The following is a 12,217-nucleotide window of genomic DNA, read 5'->3' as shown; positions in this document are numbered from 1 at the left end:
AGCACCCGCACTTACCGAGGAATCAACGCAGGAAACGTCAGCGGACCTCGTGGCCGGCGGCGCGGATGGCCGCCTTCACCTGGGCGATCGCGTCGTCCGGACCGAAGTGGAAGATCGAGGCGGCCAGCACGGCGTCCGCCCCGGCGTCGACGGCCGGCGGGAAATGCTCGGGGGCACCGGCGCCGCCGGAGGCGATGATCGGGATCGACACGGCCGCCCGCACGGCGCGAATCAGCTCCAGGTCGAAGCCCTGCTTCGTGCCGTCGGCGTCGATCGAGTTCAGCAGGATCTCGCCGACGCCGCGGTCGGCCGCCTCGCGCGCCCAGGCGACGGCGTCGATGCCCGTGCCCGTGCGTCCGCCGTGCGTCGTGACCTCGAAGCCCGACGGCGTGTGCCCGGCCCGGGTGCGCCGGGCGTCGACGCTGAGCACCAGCACCTGCGAGCCGAACCGCCGGGTGATCTCGTCGATGACGGCGGGGCGGGCCACGGCGGCCGTGTTGATGGACGCCTTGTCCGCCCCGTGGCGCAGCAGCTTGTCGACGTCCGCGACCTCGCGCACGCCGCCGCCGACCGTCAACGGGATGAACACCTGCTCGGCCGTGCGGGACACCACCTCGAACGTGGTCTCCCGATTCCCGGACGATGCGGTGACGTCCAGGAACGTCAGCTCGTCGGCACCGGCCAGGTCGTAGCGCCGGGCCAGTTCCACCGGGTCGCCGGCGTCGCGCAGGTCCTCGAACCGCACGCCCTTGACGACCCGCCCGGCGTCGACGTCCAGGCAGGGGATGACACGAATGGCAACACCCATGATGCGCCCCCTAGATCCGGCAGGAGTGGATGCTGCTGACCAGGATGGCGCGGGCGCCCAGCTCGTACAGCTCGTCCATGACCCGGTTGGTGTCCTTGACCAGCACCATCGAACGCACGGCCACCCAGTCGGTGTCCCGCAGTGGCGACACGGTGGGCGACTCCAGCCCGGGCGTCAGCGCCGTCGCCTGCTCCATGAGCGACTTCGGCACGTCGTAGTCCAGCAGCACATACTTGCGCGCCACGAGGACGCTGTGCAGCCGGCGGATCAGCACGTCGACGCCGGGCGGGCGGCGAACGCCGCGCCGGCCGATCAGCAGCGCCTCGGAGTTGAGGATCGGCTCGCCGAAGATCTCCATGCCGGCGGCCTTCAGCGTGCTGCCGGTCTCGACGACGTCGGCGATCGCGTCGGCCACGCCCAGGCGCACCGAGGATTCCACGGCGCCGTCCAGCCGGACAACCGTGGCCTTGATGCCCAGCTCGGCCAGGTAGTCGCGCAGCAGCCCGTCGTAACTGGTGGCCAACCGCTTGCCGCCAAGCTCGGCGGCCGTCTTGAACACCCCGGCCGGGCCGGCGAACCGGAACGTGGAGGCGGCGAAGCCCAGCGGCAGCAGTTCGTCGGCCTCGACCTGCGCGTCCAGCAGCAGGTCCCGCCCGGTGATGCCGACGTCGAGGGTGCCCTTGCCGACGTACACGGCGATGTCGCGGGGACGCAGGAAGAAGAATTCGACGTTGTTGTCGGGGTCGACCAGGACGAGTTCGCGCGAATCACGGCGCTGGCGGTACCCCGCCTCGGCGAGGATGGCGGAGGCGGCTTCGGACAGGGCCCCCTTGTTGGGGACGGCAACACGTATCATGGGTGGTTTCTTTCGAGGATCGAGGGTGTGACGGGCGGGCAAGTCATGCCGGTGCCCCGGACGGGGCGGGTGGCGGCCACTTCGGAAAGTGGCTACAGATGCTTGTACACGTCCGCCAGCGTCAATCCCTTGGCGATCATCATGACCTGCACGTGGTAGAACAGCTGGGAGATCTCCTCCGCGCAGGCCCCATTCGACTCGTATTCGGCGGCCATCCACACCTCGGCGGCCTCCTCCACGACTTTCTTGCCGATACCGTGGACTCCCGTGTCGAGTTCGGTGACGGTACGGGACCCGGCGGGGCGGGTTGCGGCCTTCTCGCTCAGTTCGTCAAAAAGGGATTCGAAGGTTTTCACGGGTTCCAGCCTACTGGGTCCGCACCCGTGTTACGCATCGGCGAGCGTGAGGGCGGTGACGAGTGCCGCCGTCGTCGCCTCATGCCCCTTGTCCTCCGCCGAGCCGGGCAGCCCGGCCCGGTCCAGGCCCTGCTGCTCGGTGTCGCACGTGAGCACGCCGAAGCCGATGGGCACGCCGGTGCGCACGCTCACGTCCGTCAACCCCATGGTGGCGGCCTGGCAGACGTACTCGAAGTGCGGGGTGCCGCCGCGGATGACCACGCCGAGGGCGACGACGGCGTCGTGCTCCGGTGCCAGGCGCGCGGCCGCGACGGGCAGTTCGAAGCTTCCGGGCACGCAGACCACCAGCGGGTCGGCGATGCCGGCCTCGGCGGCGGCCCGTCTCGCGCCGTCGAGCAGTCCGTCCATGATGGCGGTGTGCCAGCTGGCGGCGACGATGGCCAGCCGCAGTGACGACGCACGCCGCTTCGTCTCGTCGCTGAAACCTATGACGGGTGCTCCGTGTCCGCTCATGCGTGGGGTCCTTCCGGGGTGGTGGTCGGGGTGAGGTTGAGTGTGTGGTGCATGCGGTCGCGCTTGGTTTGCAGGTACTGCAGGTTTTCGGCGCGCGACGGCACCTGAGTGGGGACCATCTCGGTGACGGCGATGCCGTGCCGGGACAGGTCCTGGTGCTTGAGCGGATTGTTGCTCAGCAGCCGGATGCGCTCCAGCCCCAGCTCGCGCAGGATGCACGCCGCGGCCGCATAGTCGCGGGCGTCCACGGGCAGACCGAGCTGTTCGTTGGCCTCGACCGTGTCCGCGCCGTTCTCCTGCAGGCTGTAGGCGCGCAGCTTGTTGGCCAGCCCGATGCCGCGCCCCTCATGCCCGCGCAGGTAGACCAGCGTCCCGCCGTGCCGCGCGATCAGCTCGAGGGCGAGGCTGAGCTGTTCACCGCAGTCGCACCGGTAGGAGCCGAACACGTCACCGGTAAGGCATTCGGAGTGCAGCCGCACCAGCGGCGCGGCATCCGCCGCGCCGGCCGGGGGCGGGGCCGTGACGGACAGGTGCTCGGCGCCGGTGGCGACGTCGGTCCAGGCCCGGGCGCGGAACGTGCCGTACGCGGTGGGAAGCGCGACGACGGGCCCGCCCGTCACGCACGGAGGTGCCGGCGCGCTCACGGCAGGGCCTTCGCATGCTCGTCCGTGGCCCGGGCGTCCATGGACACCAGGTAGGTGATGAGGTCGGCGATGGAGATCAGCGGCACGCCGGACGCGTCGGCGAACGCGCGCAGGCCGGGCAGCCGGACCATTTCGCCGGCGTCGTCGACGACCTCCGCGATGATGCCGACCGGTTGGGCCCCCGCCAGTTTGCACAGCTCCACCGACGCCTCGGTGTGGCCCGGGCGTTGCCGCACGCCGCCGGCGACGGCGCGCAGCGGGAACATGTGCCCGGGCCGGGTGATCGCGCCCGGGGTGGAACGCGGATCGGCCAGCACCGTGGCGGTCAGCGACCGGTCCGTGGCGCTGATGCCGGTGGACACCCCGTGCGCGGCGTCGCAGGACACGGTGTAGGCGGTGCCCTTGGCGTCCTGGTTGTCCGCCACCATCGGCGGCAGGCCGAGCGCGTCGGCGCGGGAGTCCTCCATCGGCACGCAGATGACGCCGGAACTGTGCCGCACCGTCCACCCCATGAGGGCCGGGGTGCTGTGTTCGGCGGCGAAGATGATGTCGCCCTCGTTCTCCCGGTCCTCGTCGTCGACGACGAGCACGGCGCCGCCGGCGGCCAGCGCCGCGACGGCCTCCTCGACGGGGTCCAGCATGTTGCTCATGACGCGCTCCGGAAGGACAGCAGCCGTTCGGCGTACTTGGCCAGCACGTCGACCTCCAGGTTCACCGCCCCGCCGGGGGCCTTCGTGCCGAGCCCGGTGTGTTCGAGCGTGGCCGGAATCAGCCCGACCTCGAACCACTGCTCGTCCTCGGCGGCGGCGCTGACGGCCGTCACGGTCAGCGAGACGCCGTCGACGGCGATGGAGCCCTTCTCCGCGATGTAGCGTGCCAGCGGGGTCGGCACGGAGAACCGCAGCCGCTCCCAGTTGCCCAGGTCCTCGCGTTCGAGCAGCGTCCCGACGCCGTCGACGTGCCCCTGCACGACGTGCCCGTCGAGCCGCCCACCGGCCGGCACGCAGCGTTCCAGGTTCACCTTGTCGCCGGCGGCCAGCGCGCCGGTCGTGGTGCGGTCCAGCGTCTCGCCCATGACGTCCACCTCGACGGTGTCCCCGTCCAGCCGGGTCGCCGTCAGGCAGACGCCGTTGACGGCCAGCGAGCCGCCCGGTTCCAGCCCGTCGACGACGGCGCCGCCGGTGAGCACCAGCGTGGCGCTGTCCGTGGCAGGGTCGGCGTCAACGCGGACGACGTCGCCGCGCCCGGCAATGATTCCGGTAAACATCTAGCTTCCTTCTTTCGGGTCGTGTTCCGGCGCCTTCGCCGGCATGAGGGTCAATTTCAGGTCGGGGCCGAGCCGTTCGACCGGCCCGCTGGTCACGCCGTCCCATTCCCACGCCTGCGCGTCGGCGAGCGTGCCGATGCCCAGGTCGTTCAGGGCCGGCGTGCCGGAGCCGAGCAGCGTGGACGCCAGGTAGACGATGAGTTCGTCGACGACGCCGGCGGCCAGGAATGCGGCGCTGATCTTCGACCCGCCCTCCACCATGAGGTGGCCGACGCCGCGCTCGTGCATGGCATGGATGACGTCGCGGGGGTCGTGGGTGCGCAACTGCAGGAACCCGTCGGGGTCGGTGCCTCGGATGGCCGCCTCGGGGGCGATCCGCCGGCGCCCCATGGCCACGCGCAGCGGCTGCGAGGCGGCGTCGCGGCCGTCCCGGGTGCGGGCGGTCAGGCGCGGGTTGTCGGCGTCAATCGTGCCGGTGCCCACGACGATGGCGTCGACGCGGGCGCGCAGGTCGTGCGAATCCTGCCGGGACGCCGGCGAGGTGATCCACTGGCTCGTGCCGTCGGCGGCGGCGATCCGGCCGTCCAGGGTCTGCGCCAGCCGGGCCGTGATGAACGGGCGCCCCTCGGTGACGGCGACGAACCAGCGGCGGTTCATGTCCCGGGCCGCCTCCGCGAGAAGCCCGGAGCGGACGAACAACCCGGCCTGGCGCAGCCGGTCCGCTCCCCCGGCCGGCTGTTCGCCGGGTGCGTGCGGATCGGCGACGGCGTAGATGACGTTGCCGATCCCGGCCGCGATGATGGCCTCGGTGCAGGGCCCCGTGCGCCCGGTGTGGTTGCAGGGTTCGAGCGTGACGATCAGGGTCGCCGCGGACAGGTCGCGGGCGATCCCGTTGGCCAGCAGGGTCGTCAACGCGTCCGCCTCGGCGTGCGGCGTGCCGGCGCCGCGGTGGTGCCCGATCGCCAGCACCGTGCCGTCGGCGTCGAGGATGACGGCGCCGACCAGCGGGTTGGCCCCGCGCACGCCCTGCCGGGCAACGGCCAGCGCCGTCTCCATGCCCGTGACCTCGGCGGCTGAGAAGCCCGTGTCCGCGAACCGCTGGTCCTCGCTCATGGGACCACCCCGACGGGCGCCGGGGCTGAGCCCCTGGTGGCGGCGACAGTGTCCCGGCGGCGGCGCACGCGCCACCACACGAAGAAACCGGACAAGGTGAACGCGCCGTAGAAGACGTACATGAACGCCGACGCATAGAAGCCGGCACTGAACAGCAACGGCACCCCGACCAGGTCCACGGCGACCCAGATGAGCCAGAATTCAACCCAACCCTTGGCCATGCCGTAGGTGGCCAGCAGGGACCCCATGAAGATCCAGGCGTCGGCCCAGACGGGCTCGTACGAGCCCAGGGCCCGGAAGATCGGGGTGAGCGCGGCGGTGCCGGCGATCATGCCGGCCACCAGGGCGATCCGCACCCTGGCCCCCGCCCAGCGCGGCTGGACGGCGGCACCCGCCCGGCCGCCGCCGTCGTCCGCGGCTCCGTTTCCACGTGACGGCCGCCCCTGCCGCCACCGGTGCCAGCCGTAGACGGAGACGGCGATGAACATGAGCTGCCGGCCGGCCTGGCCGAGCAGGTTGACGTAGACGGGTGAGCCGAAGAGAGAACCCATGAAGACCGTGAAGAGCAAGGCGTTGCCGACGATGCCGACGGGCCAGGCCCAGATCTTGCGGCGCATGCCGCCGAGCGCACTGGCCAGGCCGAACATGTTGCCGATGACTTCCCGCCACAGGATGAACCCGCCGCCGGCGAAGTCGAGTTTGGCGTCAAAGAGCCATCGCGCCAGATCCATCGTTACCTTCCTTCGAGCCGCGATGGCTCCGGGGTAACGACAGTGCCCGGGTGGGCTTGCCGGGGCGGCGCGGCCAGGCCTGCGCTGCGCCCCGGGCCTGCCGGCCGGGACTGTACGTGCTTCTCCCATCCAGACTTTGACTGTCGGTACCGGAATTCCACCGGTTCAACCGAGCGCCTGCCGCCATCACTGGCGGCCTGCGTGCGGGTCGCGGACTATCACCGCCGGTTCGGACTTTCACCGACCCCGGAGCACGTTGTTGTTGCTTACGCCATTCATTATGGCACCAGCGCCCTTGCGGGCGTAATCACGGTGCGTCATCGGCGCGTCATCGGCGTCTCACGACCCGGCCCTTCGCACGCAGCACGTCGATCGCCTCGGCCGGCGACGGCGCACCGTACACGGCCGATCCGGCCACGAACACGTTGGCCCCGGCCTCGGCCGCGCGCACAATGGTCTCCTCCGTGATGCCGCCGTCCACCTGCAACGCCACCTGGGCGCCGCTGCCGTCGATGGCGGCGCGGGCGCGGCGGATCTTGGGCAACGTGACCTCCAGGAACGACTGCCCGCCGAAGCCGGGCTCCACCGTCATGATGAGCAGCATGTCCAGCTCGGTGAGCATGTCCAGATAGGGTTCGACGGCGGTGGCCGGGCGCAGCGCCATGCCCGCCCGGGCGCCGCGGGTGCGCAGTTCGCGCGCCAGCTTGATGGGGGCCGTGGCGGCCTCCGCGTGGAACGTGACCGAATCCAGGCCGGCGTCGGCGTAGGCCGGGGCCCACCGGTCGGCGTCGGCGATCATCAGGTGGGCGTCCAGCGGCACCGGGCTGACGGCCCGGAGGCGCTCGACGACGGGCAGCCCGATGGTCAGGTTCGGCACGAAGTGGTTGTCCATGACGTCCACGTGCACGGCGTCCGCGTTGGCGATCCGTGCCAGCTCGGCCTCCAGGTTCACGAAGTCCGCGGACAGGATGGACGGGTTGATGCAGCAGTCGGTGTGGCGGGGCATGGGCGGGCCTTCCTATCGGGGGAGGTCAGTGCTTGCGGATCAGTGCTTGCGGATGACGGCCAGGAACATGGCGTCGGTCTGGTGCACGTGCGGCCACAGCTGGGCGGTTGTCCCGGACCGGCCCGGCAGCGCGTGCCCGGCCTCGAGCCGCCCCGGCAGGCTGGCGGCGTCCAGGGCCGCGCCGGAGTCGAGCAATTCGAGGTCGGCGTGTTTGCGGAGCACGTCCTCGACGACGGCGACGGTCTCGGCCGGGTGTGGCGAGCAGGTCACGTAGGCCACGACGCCGCCGGGCCGCACCGCGCGCACGGCCGACTCGAGCAGGTCACGCTGCAGCGGGCCGAGTTCGGCCACGTCCGACGGCTTGCGCCGCCACCGGGATTCGGGTCGGCGGCGCAGGGCGCCGAGGCCCGTGCAGGGTACGTCGACGAGGACTCGGTCGAACGCGCCGGGCTGCTCGGCGCCGACGTCCCGGCCGTCTCCGACGCGCACGGTCCACACGCGTTCCGGCACGGCCGCCAGGGCCTGCCGGACGAGCCGGGCCCGGTGCTCGGCCGGCTCGTTGGCGAGCACCGTGGCGCCGGCCCGGTTCGCCAGCGCGGCCAGCAGGGCGGCCTTGCCGCCGGGGCCGGCGCACAGGTCCAGCCAGCGTTCGCCGCCGGCCGGCGTCGCACTCAAGACGGGCGCCTCGACCAGGGCCCGCGCCACGAGCTGCGAGCCGACGTCCTGCACGCGCACGGTGCCGTCGCGCACGGTCGCCAGCCGGCCGACGTCACCGCCGGAGGACAGGGCGGAGCCGGGGCCCAGGGACCCCAGTGTGAAGCCGGCGTCGAGCGCCTCGTCGAGGGTACCCAGGCCGGGCAGGGCGACGAGATTGACGACGGGGGCGGTGTTGTCGGCCTCGAGCAGGTCCGTGATCTCGGCGACGTCGCGGCCGTGCGCCACCAGTGCCTGGCGCAAGGCGCGCACGACCCACTCCGGGTGGGCGTGCTCCAGCGCGGCGATCCTCACGGCGTCGGTCTGCCCGGCCGTCAGCTCCGCCGTCCAGGCGCCCAGGTCGCGGGCGCTGACCTTGCGCAGCACGGCGTTGATGAGCGATGCCGGGCCGGCGCCGATGACGGCGCGGGCCAGCGACACGGTCTGGTCGAGGGCCGCGTGGGCGGGAACGCGCATGCCGAGCAGCTGGTGGGCGCCGAGCCGCAGCGCGTCCAGCACGGCGGGGTCCAGCTTGTCCAGGGGGCGATCCACGCAGCGGGACAGGATGGCGTCGTACGTGCCCTGGGCACGCAGGGCGCCGTAGGCCAGCTCGGTGGCGAAGCCGGCGTCGCGCCTGTCCAGCCGGTGGTGGCGGATGCGGGCGGGCATCACGAGGTTCGCGTAGGCGTCCTCACCCGAGACTGCCCGCAGCACCTCGAACGCCACAAGCCGGGCCGGGTCGGCCGAACGGTGGCGCTGCGACGGCGCGGCCACGGTCCGGTTGCGCTGCGGGGCACGGTTGCGCTCGCGCCCGGCGGCGTCGCGGCGGCGGACCCCCCCGCCTTGGCCGCCATGACTGCCGCCCTGGCGACGGTCCGGCCGGCCGCCCTGCTGCCCGCTCACGCGAACACCACCGAGTCACAGCTGCCCAGTCCGCGGACCCAATCCATTGCGTTCATCATCTTCTTCCCGGCCGGTTGCACCCGGTCCAATTCCACGGCGTGCGATCCTGTCCCGACCAGCGCCCGCTTCCCGGCCACCCGCACCCGCCCGGGCGCCAGGTCCGTCACGTCCGGGCGCAAGCCGACCGGGCCGAGCTTGAACCGGGCGCCGTCCAGCATGGTCCACGCCCCGGGTTCCGGCGTGACCCCGCGCACCCGCCGGTCGATGGCCACCGCCGGATGGGACCAGGCGATATGACCGTCCTCCAGTGCCAGCTTCGGCGCCAGCGTCACGTCGCCGGCCTGCGGCACGGCAGTGATGCTGCCGGCGGCGAGGGCGGCGATGGTCTGGGCGAGCAGCACGGCGCCACTGTGCGAGAGGCGTTCGAGCAGCGCGCCGCTGGTGTCCACCGGGTTGATTGATTCGGTCATGGTGCCGTACACGGGCCCGGCGTCCAGACCGGCCTCGAGCAGGAATGTCGACGCCCCCGTGACGTCGTCGCCGTTGATGACGGCGTGCTGGACGGGGGCGGCGCCGCGCCAGGCCGGCAGCAGCGAGAAGTGCAGGTTGATCCAGCCGTGCGTCGGCAGCGCCAGCGCGGAGGCCGGGATGAGGGCCCCGTAGGCGACGATGGCGGCGACGTCGGCGGCCGCCGCCGCGATGGCGGCGGCCGCGTCGGCGTCGATCCTCGCCGCCTTGATGACAGGCAAATCCAGCTCAGCGGCGCGCACCGCCACGGGCGACGGCGTCAGCACGCGCTTGCGTCCGACCGGCGCGTCCGGGCGGGTCAGCACGGCGACGATTTCGTGGCCGGCGGCGAGGAGCGCGTCCAGCGAGGGAAGGGCGACGGCGGGCGTTCCGGCGAACAGGACCCTCACCCGCGCGCCCCCACCCCAAAGGATCCCGCCCCAATGGATCCGGAATCGAAGGCCGAGCCGACGGTGGCGGCACGCTTGGTCACGGTGCGGGCGGTGACATCGTGGTAGTTGCGCTGGCGGATGGCACGCAGCGCCCGCTTGCGGTCCTCGCCCTCGAGCCGGTCGACGAACACCTTGCCGTCGAGGTGGTCGGTCTCGTGCTGGAAGCACTTGGCCAGCAAGCCGGTGCCCTCGACGTCGACGGGGTTGCCGTGCACGTCCACGCCGGTGACCCGGCTCCAGCGATGCCGGCGCACCTCGAAGCCGAGGCCGGGCACGGACAGGCAGCCCTCCGCCGTGCCGGATGCGAAGTCGTCGCTGCTGACGACGACCGGGTTAATGACGTGCCCGGCCACACCGTCGACGTCGTAGGTGAAGATGCGTTTGCTGACGCCGATCTGCGGGGCGGCCAGGCCCACGCCGTTGACGTCGTGCATGGTCTCCATCATGTCGTCAATGAGCTTCGCCAGCTCGGGTCCGAACTCGGTGACGTCCTCGGCGACGGTGCGCAGCACCGGGTCGCCGATGATGCGGATGCTCAGGATGGCCATTGCGGGGCACCTCATTCAATATTTCAGTACGTCGGGATTGCTGCGGTCTCGCGGGCCGTGCACCCGGGCCGCGGCCGCGGGCAGGTACCAAGTCTAGTCGGCGCCCGCCCCGCGCGGCCTACCCGGCCGCGGGCGCCGCCGGCGGGGCGATGGGCAGCAGCGGCGTCCCGGCCTCCGACGCCTCCTGCGAGGCCTGCCAGAGGCGGCGCAGCGAGCAGAACTTGAACCAGTGGTACTTGAGCACGTCCGGGTTGGCGCGCAGTGTGAGCACCTCCGTCTCGCCCACGGCCACACCGAGCAGGATTGGATCAGCGCCATACTGCCACGGTTCCCACGTGCCCGCCGACTCGTCGACGATCGATTCCTCGGCCTTCAGCCCGGCCACCAGCTGCATGACGACCCTGGGGTCGAGTCCCTTGACCCGGCCATGGCGGTCCGTGCCCTTCGTCTTGTAGTCGATCAGGCACAGCCGGCCGCCGATGGTCGCCACGAGGTCGAGCGTGCCGGCGTAGCCGACGCTCTCATTCCACACGGTCAGCTCCGGGGCGATGGGCGTGACCTGGTACTGCTGCCACCATTCGTCGAAGCGGTCGGCGAATTTCTCCTCGCCGTGCTCGGCGAGGGCGGCCCGGGCGGCGTCGAACTCGTGCGGCCGGTCCAGGACCCGCAGCGACACCTGCTCACAGTAGTGATGGACGCGGTCGCCGCGGGCGGCCGCCGCGTCACGGTATTGTTCGGCCGCGTTGGCGCTTTCGCGCACGAGCGTGCGCAGCTGGCCGGGATTGCCGACGGCGCCGCCCAGTCCGGGGTGCTGGGTCACGGCGGTCGCCGCCATGTAGCCGATCCACCCGTCCAGGCTGGCGGCCTGTTGGGAGATGACGGTCGTGATGGAGGGAACCCGGGGCGTGTCCATGAGGGATCGTCCGTACATGCGTCCAAGGTCGGTGCTGTGTGCCAATGCCGGTGCCGTCATGTCACCACTATTTCATCCGGGACCGACAGGACGCATGTGGAGGCGCCCGCAAACAAGAAAGGACCCGCGCCGGGCGTTTCCGCCGGACAGGGTCCTTTGCCGGTGGGCGATACTGGGTTCGAACCAGTGACCTCTTCGGTGTGAACGAAGCGCGCTACCACTGCGCCAATCGCCCAAATTCCGGGCGCCCGATCCACAAGGATTGCGGCGTCCGTTCTTGGTGCGTTCAACAGACTAGCTCAAAGTTTCGCCCATGCCTAATCGCCGCCCCGGCACCCCCGCAAGGCCCCGGCAAGGCACCGAATGACATCTTTGTCATTCCTTCCCGGACCGGCGGGATCCGCGCCATGACTGGGATCCACGGACCCCCAAGGCGTCCGGGCGGGCCCGCCCCGAGCACCGATTTGGCGTTTGAGAAAAGCCTCGGGTACAGTTTTCAACGCAGGAACACGGCCCGCCGGTTCGACAACGAATCGAGAGGGAACCGATNTCCCCTGCGGATGTGGCTCAGTGGTAGAGCATCACCTTGCCAAGGTGAGGGTCGCGAGTTCGAATCTCGTCATCCGCTCGCAGGACACCGTCTAGACTCACGGTGGGGTGGCCGAGAGGCGAGGCAACGGCCTGCAAAGCCGTGTACACGGGTTCGAATCCCGTTCCCACCTCCACTTCGGTGGATCCAGGCATCCCCGCACCGGNGATTACTGGGCGATTGGCGCAGCGGTAGCGCGCTTCCCTGACACGGAAGAGGTCACTGGTTCGATCCCAGTATCGCCCACCAATGAATCGAACGGTTCGTTGAGCCGATGAACATCGGGGTGAATAAAGGTAAAGTAGTACAGCAACAACA

The 12,217-nt window shown here is 71.2% G+C and carries 14 protein-coding genes, 4 tRNA genes and 1 riboswitch; of the genes, 3 read left to right on the top strand and 15 right to left on the bottom strand.

The features are described 5' to 3' along the window. Positions 1–37: 37 nt before the first annotated feature. The 15 genes from hisF to EJC77_RS11755 form a co-directional block, all read right to left on the bottom strand. Positions 38–808 carry an imidazole glycerol phosphate synthase subunit HisF gene (gene hisF, locus EJC77_RS11825; protein WP_125612851.1) on the bottom strand — a complete coding sequence of 257 codons (771 nt, stop codon included), beginning with the start codon at positions 806–808 and terminating at the stop codon, positions 38–40. A gap of 10 nt (positions 809–818) precedes the next feature. Continuing rightward, the gene (gene hisG / locus EJC77_RS11820; protein WP_125612849.1) at positions 819–1,664 is read right to left on the bottom strand and encodes an ATP phosphoribosyltransferase; all 846 of its coding nucleotides are present in this window, start codon (positions 1,662–1,664) and stop codon (positions 819–821) included. 92 nt (positions 1,665–1,756) lie between these two features. Continuing rightward, positions 1,757–2,020 (bottom strand): phosphoribosyl-ATP diphosphatase, encoded by a 264-nt coding sequence (locus EJC77_RS11815; protein ID WP_125612847.1) that lies wholly within the window; start codon positions 2,018–2,020, stop codon positions 1,757–1,759. A 30-nt stretch (positions 2,021–2,050) separates the two neighbouring features. Next, entirely contained in the window at positions 2,051–2,533 is a 483-nt protein-coding gene (gene ribH / locus EJC77_RS11810) for a 6,7-dimethyl-8-ribityllumazine synthase (RefSeq protein WP_125612845.1), read from the bottom strand. Continuing rightward, positions 2,530–3,177, bottom strand: a complete 648-nt coding sequence (ribA, locus tag EJC77_RS11805; protein WP_125612843.1) for a GTP cyclohydrolase II — start codon at positions 3,175–3,177, stop codon at positions 2,530–2,532. The genes ribH and ribA overlap by 4 nt, the downstream gene beginning before the upstream one ends. Beyond that, complete coding sequence (gene ribB / locus EJC77_RS11800; RefSeq protein WP_125612841.1) at positions 3,174–3,827, bottom strand: 3,4-dihydroxy-2-butanone-4-phosphate synthase; 654 nt, start codon at positions 3,825–3,827, stop codon at positions 3,174–3,176. The genes ribA and ribB overlap by 4 nt, the downstream gene beginning before the upstream one ends. Continuing rightward, positions 3,824–4,444 carry a riboflavin synthase gene (locus tag EJC77_RS11795; RefSeq protein ID WP_125612839.1) on the bottom strand — a complete coding sequence of 207 codons (621 nt, stop codon included), beginning with the start codon at positions 4,442–4,444 and terminating at the stop codon, positions 3,824–3,826. Before EJC77_RS11795 ends, ribB begins: the two co-directional genes overlap by 4 nt. Next, positions 4,445–5,557, bottom strand: a complete 1,113-nt coding sequence (gene ribD / locus EJC77_RS11790) for a bifunctional diaminohydroxyphosphoribosylaminopyrimidine deaminase/5-amino-6-(5-phosphoribosylamino)uracil reductase RibD (RefSeq protein ID WP_125612837.1) — start codon at positions 5,555–5,557, stop codon at positions 4,445–4,447. After that, positions 5,554–6,288: a nicotinamide riboside transporter PnuC gene (gene pnuC, locus EJC77_RS11785; RefSeq protein ID WP_125612835.1), complete on the bottom strand. Its 735-nt coding sequence runs from the start codon at positions 6,286–6,288 to the stop codon at positions 5,554–5,556. Before pnuC ends, ribD begins: the two co-directional genes overlap by 4 nt. 113 nt (positions 6,289–6,401) lie before the next feature. Beyond that, positions 6,402–6,546: riboswitch (FMN riboswitch) on the bottom strand. Between the two features lie 70 nt (positions 6,547–6,616). After that, complete coding sequence (rpe, locus tag EJC77_RS11780; protein WP_125612833.1) at positions 6,617–7,294, bottom strand: ribulose-phosphate 3-epimerase; 678 nt, start codon at positions 7,292–7,294, stop codon at positions 6,617–6,619. A gap of 39 nt (positions 7,295–7,333) precedes the next feature. Then, positions 7,334–8,890 (bottom strand): RsmB/NOP family class I SAM-dependent RNA methyltransferase, encoded by a 1,557-nt coding sequence (locus EJC77_RS11775; RefSeq protein ID WP_125612831.1) that lies wholly within the window; start codon positions 8,888–8,890, stop codon positions 7,334–7,336. Beyond that, the gene (gene fmt, locus EJC77_RS11770) at positions 8,887–9,807 is read right to left on the bottom strand and encodes a methionyl-tRNA formyltransferase (RefSeq protein ID WP_125612829.1); all 921 of its coding nucleotides are present in this window, start codon (positions 9,805–9,807) and stop codon (positions 8,887–8,889) included. Before fmt ends, EJC77_RS11775 begins: the two co-directional genes overlap by 4 nt. Then, the gene (gene def, locus EJC77_RS11765) at positions 9,804–10,397 is read right to left on the bottom strand and encodes a peptide deformylase (RefSeq protein WP_125612827.1); all 594 of its coding nucleotides are present in this window, start codon (positions 10,395–10,397) and stop codon (positions 9,804–9,806) included. Before def ends, fmt begins: the two co-directional genes overlap by 4 nt. A gap of 118 nt (positions 10,398–10,515) precedes the next feature. Next, the gene (locus EJC77_RS11760) at positions 10,516–11,370 is read right to left on the bottom strand and encodes a PD-(D/E)XK nuclease family protein (RefSeq protein ID WP_125612825.1); all 855 of its coding nucleotides are present in this window, start codon (positions 11,368–11,370) and stop codon (positions 10,516–10,518) included. Between the two features lie 103 nt (positions 11,371–11,473). Further along, positions 11,474–11,545: transfer RNA gene (locus EJC77_RS11755), tRNA-Val, on the bottom strand. 321 nt (positions 11,546–11,866) lie between these two features. Here EJC77_RS11755 and EJC77_RS11750 point away from each other — a divergent pair. From EJC77_RS11750 to EJC77_RS11740, 3 genes are all read left to right on the top strand, one after another. Then, positions 11,867–11,938 (top strand) — tRNA-Gly (locus tag EJC77_RS11750). Positions 11,939–11,961: 23 nt separating this feature from the next. Further along, positions 11,962–12,035 (top strand) — tRNA-Cys (locus tag EJC77_RS11745). A gap of 38 nt (positions 12,036–12,073) precedes the next feature. Continuing rightward, positions 12,074–12,148 (top strand) — tRNA-Val (locus EJC77_RS11740). Positions 12,149–12,217 lie beyond the last annotated feature (69 nt).

It is taken from the genome of Specibacter cremeus (assembly GCF_003946885.1).
Classification (GTDB): domain Bacteria; phylum Actinomycetota; class Actinomycetes; order Actinomycetales; family Micrococcaceae; genus Specibacter; species Specibacter cremeus.
This window is presented reverse-complemented; position numbering and strand designations above follow the sequence as displayed.